This is a genomic window from Pseudomonas sp. AC252 (assembly GCF_979258105.1).
The window spans coordinates 1204327-1225126 of record NZ_OZ409837.1 but is presented as its reverse complement, the minus strand read 5'-3'; the positions used below and the strand labels follow the sequence as shown (position 1 = coordinate 1225126).

Below are 20800 nucleotides of genomic sequence, written 5' to 3'. Positions count from 1 at the left end.
TCAGCAGCAATGCATGGTCAGGAAGGTTTCTTCTCGATGCGCAACGCCTTGGCCTTGGCTTCCACCACCAGATACATCACCACCGTAATCAACAGCGGCAGCAGGAAATAAATCGCCCGATACGCCAGCAATCCCGCGACCAGACTGCCCCGCGATGCCTCATGTTGCAGCAACGCCACAAACACAGCTTCAAGCACACCCAGCCCCGCCGGAATGTGCGTGATGACCCCGGCAATCGCGCTGATCAACAGCACGCCCAGCACCAGCGGATAATCCAGTTTGCTTGGCAGCAGAGTGAAGATTACCGCCGCCATCAGTGACCAGTTCAACGCGCCCAAGAGCAATTGCAGGACCGCCATGCGCAGCGACGGCAGGTTGATTTCCACGCCGCGTATCGACCACTCGCGACGTTTGGAAAACTGGCACGCCGCCAGATACCCGGCGCTGACCAACAGCAACAACACACCCACCAGTTGCAGCGCATCACTGCTCAGTTTCCAGCCTGGCGGCATACGCACCAGACCGCTGCTGAACACCACGCCGGCGATGGTCATGTAGCCGAACCAGTTGGTCGCCAGGCTCAGGCCAAGAATCTTGGCGATGTTGCCCTTGCTCACGCCGAGCCGCGAATACAGGCGATAGCGCATGGCGATGCCGCCGACCCACGCGCTGAGATTGAGGTTGAAGGCGTAACTGATGATGCCCACCGGCAGGATCTGCTTCCAGGTCAGATCTTGCCGAATGTAAGTGCGGCCGATCAGGTCGAAACTGGCGTACACCAGAAAGCTCAGCAGGGTCAGGCTGGCGGCGATGATCAGTGTGCGCACTTTGAAATCGGCGAGGGTCTCCAGCACCTCGGTCCATTCGATGCGGGTGGCGAACATCGTCAACAGGACGATCAACGCGAGGAAAAACAGGAGGGTCAGCGGACGTTTCCAGCGGCTCCATTTCGACGGCGCCGCTGGTGCCGAATGGTTATCGGAGTGCACTTCGAAATGACTCATGGACGCGCACCTCGGAAAGGCTTCAGACGCGGTTTATGCGCCGGCAGCCAACCGGCCATGGCCGGGAAGTGCCGCAGGAAGTGGAACACCAGAAAGCCCACGGTCATGTGCCAGATGCGCCCACGCGGCAACAGCTTCGCGTCCATGGCTTTGCAGTGGTTCTGGCTGAGGTCTTCGAGACGCTCGTACAGGTGCTGATTGAACGCGCGATCGCGGATCAGTACGTTGGCTTCCAGATTCAAGGACAGGCTCAGCGGGTCCAGATTGCTCGAGCCGACGGTGCTCCAGTCATCGTCGACCAGCGCGACCTTGCCGTGCAGCGGGCGCTGGCAGTATTCGTGAATCTGCACGCCGGCACGCAGCAGATAATCGTAGGTCATGCGCGCTGCCAGTTTGGCGACGAGCATGTCCGGCTGGCCTTGCAGGATCAGCCGCACCTCGACGCCACGGCGCGCGGCGTTGCGGATCTCGCGCAGCAAACGGTAGCCGGGGAAGAAATAGGCGTTGGCGATGATCACCCGGCGCTTGGCCTTGCGCAGCACCTGCAGATAGACGTCTTCGATATCTGTGTTGTGTTGATCGTTGTCACGGAACACCAGGCGTACCTGGCCATCGTGATCGGTGAAGGCCATTTCCTCCAGACGCTGGCGCCGGCGTTGCCACCAGAACCGCGCGCGTCCGGGGCGACCGCTTTGCAGCAGGGCGAAGTGGTGGATATCGGCGACCACCGGGCCCTGGATTTCGACCGAGTAATCCTGCTTGGCTTCAGGGCCGAAGTCGGCCAGATGATCGCCGGAAAAATTGATCCCGCCGATGAACGCGATCAAACCGTCGACCACCACGATCTTGCGGTGCAAGCGGCGGAACCAGTTGGTGCGAATGCCCAGGTGCTTGGGCGCGGGATCGAAGATCTGCAAATGCACGCCGGCATCGCTGAGGGCCGACAGATAGCCGGTGCTCAGCTCGCCGCAGCCGAAGCCGTCGAGGCTGACCGTGGTGCGCACGCCGCGCTGGGCGGCTTCGATGAGGATCTGCTGCAACTCGGCGCCGACCTTGTCTTCGAAGACGATGAAGGTCTCCAGCAGGATCTCGCTCTTGGCCGCGCGCATCGCTTCGAACACGCGGGGGAAATATTCCTCGCCGTTCTCCAGCAGCTCTACGCGGTTGTTGCTGTGCCATTGATACTCGACGTCAACGTGGCCGGGTTCGCGCACCGGCGGGTTCAGCGTGACCGGGTCGACGGCGGATTTCTCCAGTGGCGCACTGTTCATAGTTCAATCTCCACCGATAACGGTGCGTGGTCGGAAAGATGGGACCAGGGCCGGTTGGTCAATACTTTTGGCCGGCTGGCCTTGAGGTTGCGCACGTAGATGCGGTCGAGTCGCAGCGCTGGCAGCCGCGCGGGAAAACTGCGCGCCGGTTTGCCGTGGTGTTCAGCGAACACTTCACGCAGGCCACAGGGCTTGAGCTGCGCATCGGCACGCTGGCGCCAGTCATTGAAATCACCGGCGACGATCACTGGCGCATCGTCGGGCAGTTCGGCAAGGCGTTGCATCAGCAAATCCAGTTGCGCATTGCGATGGCTCTCGCGCAGGCCCAGATGCACGCAGATCGCGTGCACTTCGGTGCCGTCACCGGGCAGGCGCAGCACGCAATGCAACAAGCCGCGGTTTTCATGGCCGCTGATCGACACGTCGAGGTTGTCGTGGCGGATGATCTGGAATTTCGACAGCAGCGCATTGCCGTGATCGCCCGCCGGGTACACCGCGTTGCGCCCGTAAGCGAACTGCGGCCAGAGGCTGTCGGCGAGGAACTCGTATTGCGGCATCGTCGGCCAGTTGTCGTAGCGTTTCGGATGCTGCTCGTGGGTGCCATGCACTTCCTGCAGAAACACCACGTCGGCGGCGACGCTGCGCACCGCCTCACGCAGCTCCGGCAGAATGAAACGCCGGTTCAGCGCAGTGAAGCCTTTGTGGGTGTTGACCGTCAGTACGGTGAAGGTGCGCACCGAGGGCGCAACCACGGAGCCTTCGTCGGTGAAACCGACCGGTTCGGGAATGCTCATGACAGAACTCCTTCTGCGGCAACTTGCCCGGGAGTCGTGGCCAGGTCTTTATCGAGGTCGAAGCGCTGCAACAGGTTGCGTGCGTCGTAGGGCGCGCGGACTTTGATGTCGTTGTCGAAGTAGCAGAACACTTCGCGCGATTTGCGTGCGCGGGGTTTCAGGCGTGGCGCTATCAGGTGGGCGTCCTCTGGCTGTTTACCGTGATGCCAGGCGTCGATACGCTCGGCCCAGCGCTTGAGCGCTTGTTCGGAATAACCGCTGGCGTAGAGCTCTTCGGCGCCGTGCAGGCGCAGGTAGACGAAGTCGCTGGTGAGGTCTTCGCGGTACGGCCATTTGCCGGCGGTGTCAGCGACCACCAGCGCCACGCTATGGCGCTTGAGCAGGCGTACGAACTCCGGGTCAATGAAACTTTCATGACGGATTTCCACTGCGTGGCGCAGCGGTTTTTTGCGCCAGACCTTGACGCTGGCGTGGCCGGGCAGATGCGAATCGTGCTGGCGGGCGAGGGCGGCTGCAGCCTCGGTATCGTGGGGCAGTTGCGCGAGAAACTGGTCGAAGCGCTCGGCGTCGAATTTGAAATTCGGCGGAAACTGCCAAAGGATCGGCCCGAGTTTTTCCTTCAGCTCCAGCACGCCCGAGGCAAAGAAATTCGCCAGCGGTTTTTCGATTTCGCGCAAACGGCGCACATGGGTGATGAAGCGCGGCGCCTTGACGCTGAACACGAAGTCATCGGGGGTTTCGGCGTACCACTGGGCGTAACGTTCAGGGCGTTGCAGGGCGTAGAACGATCCATTGATTTCGATGCTGTTGACTGCGCGGGAGGCGAACTGCAATTCGCGCTTCTGCGCCAGTCCCTTCGGGTAGAAATCCCCGCGCCACGGGGCGTAGCGCCAGCCTGAAATACCGATGTGAATCGTCGCCATCCCATCCTCCCGTAGAAAGTCCTCGTGTTGCCGATGTTCTGTGATGACTGCGGCGGGGGCGGGAAAGTTTCGGTGGTGTTACGGACGGTCGCGATTGGGAATTCCTTGCGACTCATTGTGGGAGCGAGCCTGCTCGCGAATACGGACTGTCGGTAAATGATCCGTTGACTGAGCCAGCGCTTTCGCGAGCAGGCTCGCTCCCACAGGGGCTGTGTGTGGCTCTGGTCGCTGAACTTGCCGCGCAATTACCGATCAGTTCCTTATCAGGGTCAGCCACGGGAGATCGGAGTTTTGCGCCATTTCAGGATCGCCATTGTGCTGGGAGCGCTGCTGTGCTTCAGCGTCAACATATCGCAAGCCGCCGCGCTGCCGGGCGTTCCAGCTCCCGCTGAGACGGCGGAAAAACCTGCCGAACCGGAGCCGCTGGTGCAGGGCGGTCTGCTCGGGGCGATCAGTACGAGCATTGACGATGTGCAAGAAAAACTCGATCTCAACGAACACTTGGTCGACGCCTGGCGTTTGCGCGCCGATCGCGCGGCGGATGAGGTCGACAGGCTGGTCAAGCAGCCATCGAACCGCTCGGGCTGGAGCGTGGCCGGGGATTTCCTCACGTTGTCGGGCGTCTGGCTGGGCAGTTTCGCCCTGCTGACGGTGCTCGGCAGTTTGCTGGCCAAGCGTCTGCGTGAGGGGCGCTGGCTGCGCACCCGCCAGCGCAGTCAGGATCTGCTCGGCTACGTGCTGCCGTTCACCGTGCCGGCGCTGATCTGCCTGCCGCTGACGCTGTATGTCAGCCATTTTCTGCAAGGTTCGGTGGGGCGGGCGCTGGCGCTGTGTCTGGCTTACGCCACCAGCAGCGGGATTTTTTCCACGTCGATGTTGCTGTGCGTGGTGGTGATGTTCAACGTCGGCCACAAGCGCACCGCCGCGCTAATCATCCGCGAATACTGCCCGCGCCCGCTGTTCCTGATCGGCTTTCTCGCCGCCCTAAGCGATGCCCTGACCAGCCCGCAGATCGCCCGGCAACTGGGCGGTAATATCACCAGCAGTATCGCCGTGTTCACCGGGCTGATCGCCTCGGTGATTTTCGGCTTGCTGGTGATTCGCCTGCGCCGGCCGGTGGCGCACCTGATCCGCAATCGCCCGTTGACCCAGCGTTTGAAACAACCGTCGCTGCAGGAGTCGCTGCGGATATTTTCCGGGCTGTGGTATTGGCCGATCGTGCTGATGGTGCTGGTCTCGGCGGTCAGCCTGATCGGCATCGGCGAGGACAATCAGAAAGCCCTGCGCTGCGCCTTGTTCACCACCGTGCTGCTGATCGCCACGGTGTTTCTCAGCACGGTGTTGCAGCACCTGTTCAAGTCGCGCAAGGCTGAGGCGATCCAGCGCAGCAGTGCCTACAAGGAACGCTTTCTCAGCCTGTTGCATGCGTTGCTGCGGATCGTCATGGCGATTGTGTTCATCGATATTCTCGGGCGGATCTGGGGCGTGTCGTTGCTCGATTTCGCTCAGAGCAGCACGGTCGGCCGGGCGATCAGCAATGCCTTGAGCAGCATCGGCCTGATCTTTTTGGTGACGTGGCTGCTGTGGGTGGTGCTCGACACGGCGATTCAGGAAGCGCTGAAGCCACCGGTCAGCAAACGCGGAGCACGCCAGCCGAGCACACGGGTGAAAACCATCCTGCCGCTGTTGCGCAACGCGATCAAAATCATCCTCGTGGTGATCTGCGCGATCACCACCATGGCCAATCTCGGCATCAACGTCGCGCCGCTATTGGCCGGTGCGGGGGTGGTCGGTCTGGCCATCGGCTTCGGTTCGCAGCAACTGGTGCAGGACGTGATTACAGGCCTGTTCATCATCATCGAAGACACCCTGTCGATCGGCGACTGGGTGGTGCTCGATTCCGGCCATGCCGGCACCGTGGAAGGCCTGACCATTCGCACCTTGCGCCTGCGTGACGGCAAGGGTTTTGTGCACTCGGTGCCGTTCGGCCAGATCAAGGCCGTGACCAACCAATCACGCCAGTTCGCCTTCGCATTTTTCTCGGTGCAGTTCACTTACGACACCGACGTCGACAAGGCCATCGAGCTGATCCGCGAGGCCGGCGATTCGATCCGCGAAGACCCGTTCCTCAAGTACAACCTGCAAGGGCCGCTGGATGTGTTCGGGGTGGACAAGATGGACCTCAACGGCGTGGTGTTGACGGCGCAATTTCGCACGGTGTCCGGTGGGCAATATGCGGTGAGCCGCGCGTTCAACCAGCGCTTGAAGAAGCTTGTGGATAACACCCCGAACGTGCATTTTGCGCAGACTTATCCACAGCAGGTGCTGTTGCCGAAGCGGCAGGAGGAGGGGGCGGTGGTTGCGGCGGATATGCCTCAGGAGTCGCGGACCTGATCTGAATTATGCGTGCATGTCCCGGCCTCATCGCGGGCAAGCCCGCTCCCACATTGGTTTTGTGTACAACGCAAAAAACCCTGTGGGAGCGGGCTTGCCCGCGATGAGGCCAGAACAGACACCCTCAATTGCGGATGAGTTTCCTGCCTATCTGCTCAACGATCACCTGATCCCATTCCCCCCAGATCTGCGGCTTGCCCGCAACCATCGCCGCCACCGGCACCCCATCGCGATACACCAGCCGATTGCTCGCCAGCGCCGGTACTTTCGCACCCGGCAACAACGTCCCGGCCAGGTTCAATGGATCAACCCCGCACACCGCCACCAGGCTGCCGTCCTGCGGGCGTCGGCGTACTTCGCGCAGCAAGGGAATGGCTTCGGGCAAGGCAAACTGCTCGCCAGCCAGACCACTGACAAACCGCCCGCCACGAATCTCGCCCCGCGCCTCCAGGCGATGAAAGGTGCGCAGCAATTCCCGCCAGCTCGGCAGCCAGTCCGCTTCGCGTTCCAGCAAGCGCCAGAACACCACGCCGTAGCGGCGCAGCAGGGTCATGGCGACATGTTCGAGCGTCTCGGCGGCGTCGGCTGACGAACCTCGGCGCAGCAATGCCCAGCGCCCGGCATCGTCCATACCTCCGATAAACGCGCCGCGCCCGCGACGACTGCTGCGCTGCTGGCGTTTGCTCGCCGGGGTGATCAGCGCGCGCAGGCCGGCGAAGCTGTCGGCGTTCACCAAACCTGCTGCGACCAGTTCCTGCAGGGCGATTTCCAGTTCGCTGCGCAGCAGGCGCGCTTCGTGTATCAGCTCATCAAAAAACAACGCGCCTTGCTGACTCAGCGCCTCGAAGACTTTCTGTGTTTTCGGCGATAACTCGCTTACGGGCGTCTGTTCAGACAATGCACTCCACAAACCCACTTGGCCACGCGGCAGCAGCACAATCGGTGTACTGCGCAATGCCGAGCCGCCGACCTTCTGCCGCGCGCTGATGCGCGTCCACACCAGTTTGCCGTTGCGGCACAGGTCGTCCAGCCAGCTCGGCGAATAGTCCTTGAGGCGCGCCGGCAGGATGTCGCTGTCCCACGCCGAAGCTGCCGCCGGGTAGCCTTCGAACTGGCCGACAATCGCCGGCAACACCGCGCTGCCCTGACCTTGGGTGGCTGGCGTCAGATGCTGCCAGTCGAACAGAAAGCGCATGAAGTCCTGTAATGCCACCGGTTCGATTTCCCGGCGCAGGCGCTTGACCGTATAGCGATGGATGCGCGCCAGCAGATGGCGTTCGCACCATTCTTCTATTGCGCCGTTTGGCGTGAACTGGCCGCGCAACACATAACCTTCGCGTTCCAGTTGCGCGAGGGCCTGATTGACTTGCGCGGCTGGCAAGGCCAGCGGCTCGGCGATGGCCGGCAACGGGGTTGGCCCGAACGCACCGAGGCGGGCGCGAATCACTTCGACCAGCGCCTCATCGAATGTCCACGCCTCGTCGAAGCCGGGCAGTGCCACCGCCTCAGTCAGCAGCGTGGCCTGTGGATAAAGTGCCTGCAGGCAACTCAAGCGTTCGCGAGCCAGCCACAACTGATGCTCGGCGTCGATCTGCAACAGGCAGGCGCGGCCGCTGGCCATCAGCTTTTGCAGCCAGTCCGGCCAGCCCGGGTTGGCACGCGCTTCGGCGTCGCTGATGCCGGCGAGGCTCATCAGCGCCTCGTGCATTTCATCCATGGAATCGGGCGACGGCCAGGCTTCTTCGCGCACTGCGGTGATCGCGTCGGCATCGAGCGCGCCGAGGTCATCGGTCGACTGCGGATCGCTCCAGCGTCGATTGATCACCGCTTGCGTGCGGCGTTCCTCAAGCGGCGCGTCGTCGAGAAACGTGTAGGGTCGGGCGCTGAGGATTTCTGCCGCCAGCGGCGACGGCGCCGGTAAATCCCGGGCGATCAGGCGCACCTCGCCACGCTCCATGCGCCGCAGCAGGGTCAGCCAGCCTTCGCTGTCCATCGCTTCGTGCAGGCAATCGTCGAGGGTCTGTTCCACCAAGGGATGATCGGGGACTTCGCGCTCGCCGGCGAGGTTTTCCAAGCAGGCGATTTGATCGGGGAAGACGCTGGCGATGAGGTCTTCGCTTTTCATCCGTTGCAGTTGCGGAGCGACTTTGCGCCCGCCGGTAAAACGCGGCAACGCCAGCGCCACCCCGGCATTCCAGCGCCAGCGCACGCCGAACAATGGCGCATCAAGCACCGCTTGAATGAGCGTGTGTTCAGCGCTGTTGCTGTGCAGGTAACGCCAGACTTCATCGAGCTCGAAACTGTGGCTGGTCGAGAGCGACAAGACGATCGCGTCTTCGCTGGCAGCGGCCTGCAACTCGAAGTTGAAGGTGCGGCAGAAACGCTTGCGCAGGGCCAGGCCCCAAGCGCGGTTGATGCGGCTGCCGAACGGCGTGTGAATGATCAGTTGGGTGCCGCCGGACTCGTCGAAAAACCGCTCCATCAACAGCGTGTCCTGCGAGGGCAGGGCGCCGAGGGTTTGTCGTGCGCGCGCCAGATATTCGACCAGTTGCTCGGCGCTGGCGAGGTTGAGGCCGAGTGTAGTGGTCAGCCAGTCGAGCGCCGGTTGCAGATTGCCCGGGGTTGCGCTGAGCAGCTCATCCAGCTGCGCTTGCAGGCGCGCGGCGGCGGCCGACAATTCATCACTGCGCCCCGGCGCTTCGCCGAGCCAGAACGGAATGGTCGGCGGCATGCCCTGGGCATCCTCGACGCGCACCTTACCGCTCTCCACCCGCAGGATGCGGTACGAGGTATTGCCGAGCTGGAACACATCGCCGGCGATACTTTCCACGGCGAAGTCTTCGTTGACGCTGCCGATGTTCAAACCCTGGGGTTCGAGCAGCACGCTGTAGTCGGCGTTGTCCGGGATGGTGCCGCCGCTGGTCACGGCGGTCAGTTGCGCACCACGCCGGCCGCGCAAGGTGCGACTGACGGCGTCGCGGTGCAAGTAGGCGCTGCGGATGCCTTGGCGGCCGTTGTAGCCTTCGGCGAGCATGCTCAGCAGGGCCTGATAGTGTTTTTCGTCGAGATCGCGATAGGGCCAGGCACGGCGGAACATCGCCAGCAAGGCGTCCTCCGACCATTCCTGACAACTGACCTCGGCAATGATCTGCTGCGCCAGCACGTCCAGCGGTTTTTCCGGAATGTGCAGCGTATCGAGCTCGCCCCGGCGCACGCAGTCGAGCAGGGCGGCGCACTCGATCAGGTCGTCGCGGGTGGTGGCGAACAGACGACCCTTGGGCGTGCCGCCGACCTGGTGTCCGGAGCGACCAACCCTTTGCAGAAACGCGGCAATCGAACGCGGCGAACTGATCTGGCAGACCAGGTCGACTTCACCGATATCGATGCCCAGCTCCAGCGACGCGGTGGCGATCAGTACCTGCAACTCGCCACGCTTGAGGCGCTGTTCGGCGTCGAGGCGAAACTCTTTGGCGAGGCTGCCGTGGTGCGCCGCCACCGCCTGCTTGCCGAGGCGTTCGCTCAGATGGCGGCTGAGGCGCTCGGCAAGGCGTCGGGTGTTGACGAAAATCAGCGTGGTGCGGTGCTCGCGGGCGAGTTCGGCGAGGCGGTCATATACCAGTCCCCAGACATCAGTGGCCATCACCGCCGACAACGGCACCGGCGGCACTTCAATGCCCAGGTCTCGCGGGCGGGCGTGGCCGATGTCGACGATTTCGCAGGGGCGATCGTGACCGACCAGGAACTGCGCCACGGCTTCCACCGGTTTTTGCGTGGCGGACAGGCCGATGCGGGTCAGCGGTTCGGCGCACAGCGCTTGCAGGCGTTCAAGGCTCAAGGACAGATGACTGCCGCGCTTGCCGGCGGCCATCGCGTGGATTTCGTCGATGATCACCGTGCGCGTGGTGCCGAGCATCCTGCGCCCGGATTCCGAGCCAAGCAGCACGTACAGCGATTCCGGCGTGGTCACGAGAATGTGCGGCGCGATCTTGCGCATCGCGGCGCGGTCTTTCTGCGGCGTGTCGCCAGTGCGTACGGCGGTGGTGATGGTCAGCTCCGGCAGGCCCATTTCGCGCAACTGCGCCGTGATGCCAGCGAGCGGATTCTGCAGATTGATCTGAATGTCGTTGGACAGTGCCTTTAACGGCGAGACATAGACCACCAGGGTTTCAGCGGGCAGACCGTCAGGATGCTCCAGACCTCGGTGCACGAGCTCATCGAGCACGGCGAGGAACGCGGTCAGGGTCTTGCCCGAGCCGGTGGGCGCGGCGATCAGCGTCGACCGGCGCTGGCGAATCAACGGCCACGCACGCGCCTGAGCGGCGGTGACCGCCGGGAAAGTCTTGTTGAACCAGGCGCTGACGGCGGGGTGAAAGCCGGCCAGCGCGCTGTTGGCAGGGAGGGGCAGATTCATGACGGAAGTTATGCGGGCGGAGGCGGGAAGATGCAAGTACCGCCGGAGATCTCAGAGACAGTCAGGCCCTTATCGTCGGCAAGCCAACTCCCACAGGATTAATCCCTGGCACAAAACCTGTGGGAGCTGGCTTGCCAGCGATGAGGCCGGTTGCCTCAACACAAATCCCCGCATCTACACTTTACGGATGACGGTTGCGCACTAAACCCGCAAAATGCAACGATTCCGGCAATTATCGACGACGGTTCCACGAGCTCCGTCGCTAAAGCCATCGTTCCAATCAGACTGGGCCTGCTGACTCTATGCGAATGCGCCTTATGTTACTGGGCGGCGGAAATGCCCTTGGGCAGGCGCTGATTCGCCTCGGTGCGGAAGAAGACATCGGTTTCCTCGCCCCCCGCCCGCCCGAAAACGGCTGGGATGCCGCGAGCCTCACGCAACTGCTCGACGACACCCGTCCCGATGCGTTGATCAACCTCGCCTACTATTTCGACTGGTTCCAGGCCGAAAGCGTCAGCGAAAGCCGCATGACCGGCCAGGAACGCGCCATTGAGCGTCTGGCCGAGCTGTGCCAGCACCACAACATTGTTCTCGTGCAGCCGTCGAGCTATCGCGTGTTCGACGGCTCACGTGCTACGGCCTACAGCGAAAAAGACGAACCGGTGCCGCTGGGCCTGCGCGGTCAGGCCTTGTGGCGCATCGAGCAAAGTGTGCGCGCGACCTGCCCGCAGCATGTGCTGCTGCGTTTCGGCTGGCTGCTCGATGACAGCGCGGACGGCACCCTCGGACGCTTCCTCGCCCGTGCGGAAAAACCCGAAGAGTTGTTGCTGGCCGATGATCGTCGCGGTAATCCGACTCCGGTCGATGACGCCGCGCGAGTGATCATCTCCGTGCTCAAGCAACTCGACTGCGCCGCGCCGCTGTGGGGCACTTACCATTACGCCGGCCATGAAGCGACCACACCGCTGGCGCTGGGCCAGGCGATTCTCACCGAAGCACGCAGCCTGCATCCGCTAGCGATCGAAGCACCGACCGCGCAGGCCCACGCCGCGCGCCCGGACGCCGCCGAAGAACCGCAGCACGCGGTGCTGGCCTGCAAGAAAATTCTCCACACTTTCGGGATCAAGCCGCGCGCGTGGCGTGCGGCCCTCCCAGGCTTATTGGACAGGTTTTACCGACATGGCTGAAGGAACGGTTTTAATCACCGGCGGGGCCGGATTCATCGGCTCGCACCTGAGCGATGCCTTGCTCGCCAAGGGCTATGCGGTGCGTGTGCTCGACGACCTGTCGACCGGCAAGCGCAGCAACCTGCCGCTGGACAATCCCAAGGTTAAGCTGGTGGTCGGCGATGTCGCCGATGCCGCATTGGTCGCCCGCGCCATGCAAGGCTGCAGCGCTGTTGCGCATCTGGCGGCGGTGGCCTCGGTGCAGGCCTCGGTGGACGATCCGGTGAAAACCCATCAGAGCAATTTCATCGGCACCCTGAATGTCTGCGAAGCCATGCGCCTGACCGGGGTCAAGCGTGTGGTGTACGCCTCCAGCGCGGCGGTGTACGGCAACAATGGCGAGGGCGAGTCGATCGACGAAGACACGCCGAAGGCGCCATTGACTCCGTATGCCTCGGACAAACTGGCCGGTGAACAATATTTCGATTTCTACCGTCGCCAGCATGGCCTGGAACCGGCAATTTTTCGCTTCTTCAACATCTTCGGCCCACGCCAGGATCCGTCCTCGCCGTATTCCGGGGTGATCAGCATTTTCAGCGAACGCGCGTCGAAAGGTTTACCGATCACCGTGTTTGGCGATGGCGAGCAGACCCGGGATTTTCTTTATGTCGGTGATCTGGTCGATTTGCTGGTGCAGGCGCTTGAAAAACCTGAAGTGCAGGAAGGTGCGGTCAACGTCGGTTGGAATCAGGCGATGAGTCTGAAGCAGATGCTCGAAGCGTTGAAATCGGTAGTCGGTGAGCTGCCGCCCGTGAGCTACGGGCCGGCGCGTTCGGGCGATATCCGCCACTCGCGAGCGGATAACCGACGTTTGCTGCAGCGCTTCGAAATGCCGCCGCAGACGCCGATGAGTGTGGGCTTGGCGCGCTTGCTCGGGCGCGGATGAAACAAGCTTTCGGACATGAAAAAGGCGCCCTTCATAAGGCGCCTTTTTCACGGCCGGAATATCGCTATTCCTGTGGCGAAGGAATGTTATCCCCCGATCAACTGCGTACGGTCGTCGTCAGGTCTGAGCCTGCCCGTCACCAGGCCTCATTCACCACCACGTGAACGTTCGGTCAAAGTCAGCTTAGAACTTATAGCCCAGGCCGACCATGTAGATGAACGGATCGACATCCACATTCACCCGTGCACGGGTGCCCGGCGCGACGGCGTTGTTCTCGACGGTCGCGCGGGTGTCGATATCGATGTAGCGCACCTGGGCGTTGAGCATGATGTTGTCGGTGATCATGTAGTCGGCGCCGACCTGCCAGGCCAGGCCCCAGGAGTTTTTCGCCTTGAAGTTGCTGAAACCGTTGGCGCTGGCTTCGCTGCCGACGTGTTCGTCGTAGATCCAGGTGTAGTTGATGCCACCACCCACATACGGCTGGAAGGCCGATTTCGAATCCAGCGGGTAGTAGACGACGCTGAGGGTCGGCGGCAGGTGCTTCAGGGTGCCGAGCTTGCCGTTGGCGGCGGGCAGCGCGGTGCCCTTGAGCTTGACATCATGCTCGAACGGCGTGGCTGCCAGCAGTTCGATGCCGATGTTGTTGGTGAGCATGTAAGCGAAGTTCAGACCCAGTTGGGTGTCGCTGCTCATGGTCGCCTTGCCGCCCAGATTGGTGCCACTCAGCGGACCCTGATCGACCTTGACGCTGGAGCTGTCGGCCTTCGGGTTGACGGTGATCGCGCCAGCGCGCACAAGAATGTCACCGGCTTCGTGGGCGTGGGCGAGCGGGGCTGCGAGCGCGAGGGCAAACAGCGAGGCGCTGAGCAAGGACTTGTTCATGGGGGCTCCGAAAGGACATAAAAATTCGATGTCCTAGGGTACGAAGCCGTCTGATACGGTGTTTTGACTCAGCTCAATGAAACAGTGAAGGGGCGGGGTTTTGTGGAACCTTTGAGGGCCTATTCGCGAGCAGGCTCGCTCCCACCCTGGAATGTGATCACCTGTGGGAGCGAGCCTGCTCGCGAAGACGATAGACCAGCCAATACAAAACTACCGGGACTTACTCCGGCAGTTCATACGCATAAATCTTCTCCGCCTCCATCTGATACCCGGCATCGGCCAGTTCACTGCTCGAGGCTTTCACCTGCAACGGTCCTTCAACCCAATACGGCTGATACAGCTCATCGAGCTTCACACCGAGTTCGCTTTTCACGTGGACGATCTGGTTCGACGGCGGTGGCGGTACGTGGATGCAGGCTCCGAAATACGGCACCAGCAAGAAGTCGGTGGTGCGCCCCTCCTCGCTGACTTCCAGCGGCACGATGTAGCCGGGCAGGCGAATGTTCTGCCCGTCAAGGCTCTTCACTACCGGGGCATTGGGCATGTCCTGCTTCGCCGCTGGCGCGGACTCGGCGGAAAGCGCGTCGCCCATCTTCGACAGATCGTGCAGCGGGGTCATGTTGGGTACTTCCGGCGCGGCGTCCGGCGGGATCATTTCCGACCAGGTCAGGTCTTTCGGCGCTGCTGCCCACACGGGTAGAGCGACCAGCATCAGCAGCGCAAGCAGGGCGCGGGGCATGGTGAACATCCTCATAAACGGATCGACAGGCCATCGGCCAATGATTGGCGATACGCGCGCCAGGCCGGCACGCTGCCCATCAGCAGCGCGGCCGCCAGAATGCCACCGAGCAGCGTCCATTCATACTCGCTCGGCCATGCCAGTGGCAGGTACAAACCGTAATTGGCTTGCACGTACCCTTGCGCAGCGGCGATACCGACGTACAGCAACGCCAGCCCGGCAATCACCCCGGTCAGCGCCAGGGCGAACGCTTCCAGCACCAGCAGGCTTGCGATGTTCCACGGCCGTGCGCCCACCGAACGCAGTATCGCCATCTCCCGGCGACGCTCGTTGAGGCTGGTGAGAATCGCCGTGAGCATGCCGATCAACCCGGTCAGCACAACGAAAAGCGAAACCACGAACAGCGCTTTTTCAGCGGTGCTCATCAGGCTCCACAATTCCTGCAAGGCCACGCCCGGCAGAATCGCCAGCATCGGTTCGCCGCGGTATTCGTTGATCTCCCGCTGCAAGGCGAAGGTGGAAATCTTGCTGTTGAGGCCGAGCATGAACGCGGTGATCGCTTGCGGCGTCAGGTCCATGTTGCGCGCCTGATCGGCGCTGATCCGCCCATTGCCGCGCGCCGGCACACCGTTGTGCCAATCGATGTGAATCGCCTCCATACCGCCGAGGCTGATGTGCAACGTGCGGTCCACCGGGGTACCGGTGCGCTGGAGGATGCCGACCACGGTGAAGGGTTTGTCGTCGTGCTTGACCAGGCTGATCGCCGCCACGCCGTGGGCCAGTACCAGTTTGTCGCCGAGCTTGTAGTGCAGCGCTTCGGCGACTTCGGCGCCGAGCACCACTTCAAAAGGATCGGTCGCGAACGCGCGACCGTCGGCCAATGCCAAGTGCTGCTGGCGCCCGTATTGATAGTGCTCGAAGTAGGCTTCGGTGGTGCCCATTACGCGATAGCCGCGATGGGAGTCGCCGAGGGACATCGGGATTGCCCACTTCACTTTCGGATTGTTGGCGAAGTGTTCGAAGCTGTCCCAGCGAATGTTGTTGGTAGCGTTGCCGATGCGGAACACCGAATACAGCAGCAGGTTTACCGAACCGGAGCGGGCACCGACGATCAGGTCAGTGCCGCTGATGGTGCTGGCGAAACTCGCCTTGGCTTCGGTGCGCACGCGCTCGACGGCGAGCAGTAGACACACCGACAGGGCAATGGCGAAAGCGGTGAGCAATGCGGTGAAACGGCGGTTGGCCAGGCTGGCCATGGCCAGACGAAACAGATACATCTCAGACCTCGGCGGACGTGGCGGCGCGATTGAGTTCGGCCAGGGACAGATGACGGTCGAACAGCGGCGCCAGGCTCTGGTCGTGGCTGACGAACAACAGACTCGATCCGGCGTCGCGGCACTCGGCAAACAGCAGGCGAATGAAGTTCTCGCGGGCGTCGTAATCCAGTGCCGAGGTCGGTTCGTCGGCGATCACCAGTTCCGGTTGGCCGATCAACGCACGGGCGGCGGCGACCCGTTGTTGCTGGCCGATGGACAAGGAATCGGCGCGGCGACTGAGCAGGCTTTCGTCCTTCAGACCCAAGTGCGCGAGCAGGGTGGCGGCGGCCTGATCGACGCTGCCGTGGCGCTCTTTCGCTCGTTGCGCGCGCAGTTTCGAGAAGTGACACGGCAACTCAACGTTCTCGCGCACCGAGAGAAACGGCAGCAGGTTGAATTGCTGGAAAATGTAGCCGGTGTGATCGACACGGAAGGTGTCGCGGGCGCCAGCGGAGAGTTCGGTCAGCTCTTGGCCGAGGAGGCGAATGCTGCCGCGACCGGGCTTCTGCACTCCGCCGAGCAGGCCGAGCAGGGTGGTCTTGCCGCTGCCGCTGGGGCCTTTGAGAAACAGGGTTTCGCCGGCTTCCAGACGAAACGACGGAATGTCCAGCAGCGGCGGGTGACCGGGCCAGTTGAAGCCGAGGTCGGAAAGTTCGATGAGTGCTTGGGTCATGGCACCGATTTTCATGAGGTGAACACATAACCCTGTGGGAGCGAGCCTGCTCGCGAAAGCGCTGGGTCAGACACCCACATGTCAGCTGACACGCCGCCTTCGCGAGCAGGCTCGCTCCCACAGGGGATTTCGGTGGATCCTAGAATTTCAGCGCAGCCGACTTGGCCGTGACTTCCGTACCTTGCTGGCCGCTGGCGCTGATCAGTTGTACCTGAATCTTCTGCGTCGCCGGGAAGGTTTTGAAGATGTTCGCAAGATCCAGCGTGTTCAGCGCCCCCGGTGTGGCGCAGCTGAATTGGTAATGCGCATGGATCTCGCTGTGGTCGTGGTGATGCTCGTGACCGTCCTTGTCTGCCTCATCTTCGTCGTGATCATCGGCGTCCGGCTTGTCGCCGAACAGCGGACTTTCCAGTTCCTGGCTGACCACTTTGCAACCGGCCGCAGCGGGCAGACTGAACAGGGCCAATGGTTTTTCCAGCTGCGCCCGAGCGGCAGCGACTTTGGCCTTGTCGGCGTCCGACGTGGCCGCGTGTTCAAAACCCACCAGATTCATCGCCGGGCTTTCCAGCTCCAGCTCCAGGGTCTGACCATCGAGCGCGGCGTTCAGCCGACCCACGCCATGTTCGTGAGCGCCGAGGCTGCCGTGCTCATGATCATGATCGTGCTCATCAACCGCATGGGCAGCGGCCAGCGGCAACAGGGCAAACGGCAGAGCGAGCAACAGACGACGCATGACGGACTCCGAGAAAAATGAAAAGTTTGTTATGTAATCTTATAACGAAAGTGCGCAGAGTGTGCCCGTGCGTTTGAGATTGCGCAAGACATGGCTAAGCACCGCCCGGGATGAGTTCGCGGGCGGTGCTGGGATTGGATGTCATGCTTGCAGAATCAGAAGCCTGCGCCGGGATAGTCGAACCAATAGTGTCCCGAAAGAACATCGTTGATCAGATTTGCGTCGAGCACGCTCGGGGCATCGCGACTGAAACGCTGTCGCCAAGCCGGAAGCCACCAGTAGTTGATGGCTGTTCCGCGCGGAAATACCACCAGAGTCAGCACCTCCTTATCCATTTTGCCCTGCGTGTAGAGTTGATGACTGCGATCCATCAGGGCCATGTACTGGTCGATTGGCAGTCTGAACATCAGTGCGATGGTGAAGATTTTTTCACTCTGACTGAACGCAGGACTCTGCAGTACCCGCAATGCTTCGCAAGTGTGTGAATTCGGTTGACTCGCTATGCTCTGGCCTTCGGGGGTTGAAAGTATGTCGAAACGATCATCCATGTCTCGCCAGTCGGTCCGGCTATTGCGCTCAAAGTAATCACGAATAACAAGGGTCAGTGGACCTGCAGTTTCCCCGTCAGCGGGACAAGCCGAAAGATCGGCAGGCAACCAGATGCGCCATGCCACGATGAGCAAAAACGGAATTATGAGGAGGAGCGAATAAGGGCGTTTCATTACATGGTGCTGTGAGAAAAAGAACACTGTAGATGAATGCCCGATAACCGCCACACTGGACGACTTTACTTGGCGTTGCACAAGTCCCATGGGAGCATGCAGGTCAGAAAAATGCAGGAGCGAACTTGATGTTGCGGATACGCGGAACGGTCGGCGAGTTGCCGGTGGATTTGACGGTGGAGCTGGATGACAGCGATTGGGCGAGGCTGGGTTCCGCGCTAAGCGGGCAGGCGCCCATTGCGCAGTCTGAGGCGGTTGCGCCGGCTCCGGCGGCGAAGCCAGTGAGTCAGGACGATGCGCTGTGGCAGGTGGCCAAAGACTTGTTGCGCAACGCCGGGCAACTTAGCGGGCCGGATCTGCTCGATCAGTTGGAGGCGCTCACCGGCAGTGCGGCGGCGGGCAAGCGTTTGCTCGTGCGTTTGCGCCACAGTGCCGATGTGAAAGTGGCGAGCGGCGGGGATACGCCGCTCTATAGCTGGATCGGGTGAACCGCTAAAAATCGCAGCCTTCGGCAGCGCCTACCGAATCAGCGTTCATCCACAAAAACGCGGTGAACCCGATCCGATGTAGGAGCTGCGGCATCCTGCGATCTTTTGCTCTCAATAAAGCGCAGCAAACATCTTGCGGCGATACACCGTCACCAGCGGATGATCATTGCCCAGCAGTTCGAACACCTGCAGCAAGGTCTTGTGCGGCAGGCCTTCACCGTAGCTGCGGTTGCGGATGAACAGTTTGAGCAGGGCGTCCAGCGCCGCTTCGTATTGCTGGCGTGCCAGTTGCTGGATCGCCAGTTGATACACCGCTTCATCGTCCTGCGGATTTTGCGCCAGGCGGCTCTTCAGGTCGGCGGCGTCCGGCAGGTCGCGGGCGAGGCCGAGGAACTGGATCTGCGCCTTGGCCCCAGCGAGTGCGGCTTTGTGCTCATCGCTCTTGACCGCGTCGAGCACGGTTTGCGCTTCGCCCAGCTCACCGCGTTCGGTCAGGCAGCGTGCATAGAGGATCAGCGCCTTGGCGTTGGTATTGTCTTCACTGAGCAGGGTCACCAGCAACGCTTCCGCCTCGGCGAAGTGACCGTCGTCGAACATCGCCTGAGCCTGTTCGAACGGGTCGGCGGCGGCCGGCGGCGGCATTTGCACATGCGGTTCCAGCAGCGCGCGCACGGCGGATTCCGGTTGTGCGCCAGCAAAGCCGTCGACCGGCTGACCGTCCTTGAACAGCACCACGGTCGGCAGGCTGCGAATGCCGAAGCGGGCGACGATGTCCTGCTCGATGTCGCAGTTGACCTTGGCCAGCAGCAACTCGCCCTGATAGCTCTCGGCAATGCCTTGCAGCATCGGCATCAGCGCCTTGCACGGCGCACACCATTCGGCCCAGAAATCCACCAGCACCGGTTTGTTGAAGGAGGCTTCGATCACCGACTGGTCGAAATCGGCAGTCGTGGCGTCGAAGATATACGGCGTTTGCTGACTCATGGGGGATCTCGTCGAAGAAGCTTGGAATGGGGCAACTATACGGCTTGGTGGGGGGTGGCCGGAAGCGGGGCGGGTTCGAGAGCTGTGTTGCATGGGCGGACGCCTTCGCGAGCAGGCTCGCTCCCACAGGGGATCTATGAACGACACAGATCCAGTGTGGGAGCGGGCTTGCCCGCGAAGCTTTTAGCTAGCGCCGCGCATGGTAGAGGCTGACATGTCTGAATTCCTCAGGCTCGGCCAGATCCGGCAAGGTCATCGCTTCGAGCATTTCAATTCGCTCATACAACGGATGACGAAAATCCCGCACCCGTGAATCCGCCACCAGCGCCTCGCGTCCGCGACTGAGAAACGCGTCGAGCAGCGGCAAGTTCGCCCGGTCGTACAACACGTCGGCAACCAGAATCAGATCGAAACGATCGGCCTCGGCAAAGAAATCCGTCGAATAGCTCATCTGCACATCGTTGAGTTCGGCATTCGCCCGGCATGCGGCGATTGCCAACGGATCGAGATCGCAGGCCACCACTTCCAGCGCTCCGGCCTTCACCGCCGCGATCCCGGCAATCCCGGAGCCGGCGCCGAAATCCAGCACGCGCTTGCCGCGCACCCACTCTGGAAACTGCGCCAGATAACGCGCCACGGCCAAGCCGCTGGCCCAGCAAAAACTCCAATAGGGCGGTTCATGCAGGATGCGCTGGGTTTCTTCCCGGCTGAATTCGCGGGCCATGTTGTCGCCGTCGATCAACCACAGCTGCAAATCAGTGCCGGGCAACGCGCAGGCTTTCAGTCTGGCGTCGCCGAGCAATTCCCCCAAGGCCTGCTGCAGGTCGAGCGGTGCCTTCATGGCGCTTTGATGAATTGCAGTTGGCCCAACGCCTGAGTGGTTGGTTGCGTGATGGTCTGCGACGGCAGGTGCAGGATCAGTTGCCCGGACTGGCTGGCGCGACCGCGCAGCTCAACCCGTGCGCCGGCCGGAAATGCCTCGGGGTTGAAGCGCAGGTGGAACGGCAGGATCTGGTTGTTGCCGATCAGGCTGGAACTGGCGAGCAATTGTTGCGGGCGATCCTTTTCGTCGATCACCAGCAGCGCCAGTTCGACTTCGGCGCCGGCCGGCACGCCTTGCAGGGTGCCGCTCAGTTCGCGCTGATGCGCGGGCAGCGGGCCGAGTTCGGCGGCCTCTTTGGCTTTTTTCTGCGCCTGCTGCGGGGCGGGGCCCGGGGTTGGCGGTTGCGGCTTGGGTGCGTCGCTGCCACAGGCCACCAGCAGGCTGAAAAGACTGAGCAGAACGAGCGGACGTAACGGCATTGGAGGCTCCGGCAGAATGAATTCCATGGATCAGACGATCATGCCGTTCTGT

At 62.0% G+C, this 20800-nt stretch carries 18 protein-coding genes; 4 read left to right on the top strand and 14 right to left on the bottom strand.

All coding sequences use genetic code 11. The features are described 5' to 3' along the window. Window positions 1-17: 17 nt before the first annotated feature. From ACZZZ4_RS05700 to ACZZZ4_RS05685, 4 genes are read right to left on the bottom strand one after another with little or no spacing between them, the layout of a single operon-like run. Window positions 18-1004, bottom strand: a complete 987-nt coding sequence (locus ACZZZ4_RS05700) for a lysylphosphatidylglycerol synthase domain-containing protein (protein WP_463547417.1) — start codon at window positions 1002-1004, stop codon at window positions 18-20. Continuing rightward, window positions 1001-2275, bottom strand: coding sequence for a cardiolipin synthase ClsB (gene clsB / locus ACZZZ4_RS05695; protein ID WP_415761285.1), 1275 nt, complete (start codon window positions 2273-2275; stop codon window positions 1001-1003). The genes ACZZZ4_RS05700 and clsB overlap by 4 nt, the downstream gene beginning before the upstream one ends. Then, window positions 2272-3069 (bottom strand): endonuclease/exonuclease/phosphatase family protein, encoded by a 798-nt coding sequence (locus tag ACZZZ4_RS05690; protein ID WP_310409112.1) that lies wholly within the window; start codon window positions 3067-3069, stop codon window positions 2272-2274. Before ACZZZ4_RS05690 ends, clsB begins: the two co-directional genes overlap by 4 nt. Beyond that, window positions 3066-3992, bottom strand: coding sequence for a DUF72 domain-containing protein (locus ACZZZ4_RS05685; RefSeq protein ID WP_463547416.1), 927 nt, complete (start codon window positions 3990-3992; stop codon window positions 3066-3068). The genes ACZZZ4_RS05690 and ACZZZ4_RS05685 overlap by 4 nt, the downstream gene beginning before the upstream one ends. Before the next feature lie 291 nt (window positions 3993-4283). Here ACZZZ4_RS05685 and ACZZZ4_RS05680 point away from each other — a divergent pair, with 291 nt between their 5' ends. Further along, entirely contained in the window at window positions 4284-6386 is a 2103-nt protein-coding gene (locus ACZZZ4_RS05680; RefSeq protein ID WP_463547415.1) for a mechanosensitive ion channel family protein, read from the top strand. 124 nt (window positions 6387-6510) lie between these two features. On the opposite strand, the gene ACZZZ4_RS05675 is transcribed toward ACZZZ4_RS05680, so the two are convergent. Then, window positions 6511-10797, bottom strand: coding sequence for a DEAD/DEAH box helicase (locus tag ACZZZ4_RS05675; protein WP_463547414.1), 4287 nt, complete (start codon window positions 10795-10797; stop codon window positions 6511-6513). A 302-nt stretch (window positions 10798-11099) separates the two neighbouring features. On the opposite strand from ACZZZ4_RS05675, the gene ACZZZ4_RS05670 reads away from it, so the two are divergent. Then, a complete protein-coding gene (locus ACZZZ4_RS05670) occupies window positions 11100-11984 on the top strand; it encodes a sugar nucleotide-binding protein (RefSeq protein WP_039761912.1) in 885 nt (294 codons plus the stop codon). Beyond that, entirely contained in the window at window positions 11977-12909 is a 933-nt protein-coding gene (locus ACZZZ4_RS05665) for an NAD-dependent epimerase/dehydratase family protein (protein ID WP_463547413.1), read from the top strand. Before ACZZZ4_RS05670 ends, ACZZZ4_RS05665 begins: the two co-directional genes overlap by 8 nt. A 183-nt stretch (window positions 12910-13092) precedes the next feature. On the opposite strand, the gene ACZZZ4_RS05660 is transcribed toward ACZZZ4_RS05665, so the two are convergent. The 6 genes from ACZZZ4_RS05660 to ACZZZ4_RS05635 all read right to left on the bottom strand — a co-directional run bounded on the left by ACZZZ4_RS05660 (window position 13093) and on the right by ACZZZ4_RS05635 (window position 17974). Beyond that, a complete protein-coding gene (locus ACZZZ4_RS05660; RefSeq protein ID WP_016772968.1) occupies window positions 13093-13791 on the bottom strand; it encodes an OmpW/AlkL family protein in 699 nt (232 codons plus the stop codon). 220 nt (window positions 13792-14011) lie between these two features. Further along, window positions 14012-14530: a DUF3299 domain-containing protein gene (locus tag ACZZZ4_RS05655; protein ID WP_024014502.1), complete on the bottom strand. Its 519-nt coding sequence runs from the start codon at window positions 14528-14530 to the stop codon at window positions 14012-14014. An 11-nt stretch (window positions 14531-14541) separates the two neighbouring features. Next, window positions 14542-15807: an ABC transporter permease gene (locus ACZZZ4_RS05650; RefSeq protein WP_463547412.1), complete on the bottom strand. Its 1266-nt coding sequence runs from the start codon at window positions 15805-15807 to the stop codon at window positions 14542-14544. Window position 15808: 1 nt separating this feature from the next. Next, complete coding sequence (locus ACZZZ4_RS05645; protein WP_463547411.1) at window positions 15809-16519, bottom strand: ABC transporter ATP-binding protein; 711 nt, start codon at window positions 16517-16519, stop codon at window positions 15809-15811. 139 nt (window positions 16520-16658) lie between these two features. Then, window positions 16659-17252, bottom strand: coding sequence for a DUF2796 domain-containing protein (locus ACZZZ4_RS05640; RefSeq protein WP_463547410.1), 594 nt, complete (start codon window positions 17250-17252; stop codon window positions 16659-16661). A gap of 155 nt (window positions 17253-17407) precedes the next feature. Then, the gene (locus tag ACZZZ4_RS05635; RefSeq protein ID WP_463547409.1) at window positions 17408-17974 is read right to left on the bottom strand and encodes a hypothetical protein; all 567 of its coding nucleotides are present in this window, start codon (window positions 17972-17974) and stop codon (window positions 17408-17410) included. A 128-nt stretch (window positions 17975-18102) separates the two neighbouring features. Between ACZZZ4_RS05635 and ACZZZ4_RS05630 the strand changes: the two genes are divergently transcribed. Then, window positions 18103-18462, top strand: a complete 360-nt coding sequence (locus tag ACZZZ4_RS05630; protein WP_415761297.1) for a hypothetical protein — start codon at window positions 18103-18105, stop codon at window positions 18460-18462. Window positions 18463-18573: 111 nt separating this feature from the next. Here the strand turns inward: ACZZZ4_RS05630 and trxA are convergent, their stop codons facing one another. The 3 genes from trxA to ACZZZ4_RS05615 form a co-directional block, all read right to left on the bottom strand. Next, the gene (gene trxA / locus ACZZZ4_RS05625) at window positions 18574-19446 is read right to left on the bottom strand and encodes a thioredoxin (RefSeq protein ID WP_463547408.1); all 873 of its coding nucleotides are present in this window, start codon (window positions 19444-19446) and stop codon (window positions 18574-18576) included. A gap of 187 nt (window positions 19447-19633) precedes the next feature. Continuing rightward, window positions 19634-20287 carry a class I SAM-dependent methyltransferase gene (locus ACZZZ4_RS05620; RefSeq protein ID WP_463547407.1) on the bottom strand — a complete coding sequence of 218 codons (654 nt, stop codon included), beginning with the start codon at window positions 20285-20287 and terminating at the stop codon, window positions 19634-19636. Further along, window positions 20284-20748, bottom strand: a complete 465-nt coding sequence (locus tag ACZZZ4_RS05615; RefSeq protein WP_463547406.1) for a YbaY family lipoprotein — start codon at window positions 20746-20748, stop codon at window positions 20284-20286. The genes ACZZZ4_RS05620 and ACZZZ4_RS05615 overlap by 4 nt, the downstream gene beginning before the upstream one ends. Window positions 20749-20800 lie beyond the last annotated feature (52 nt).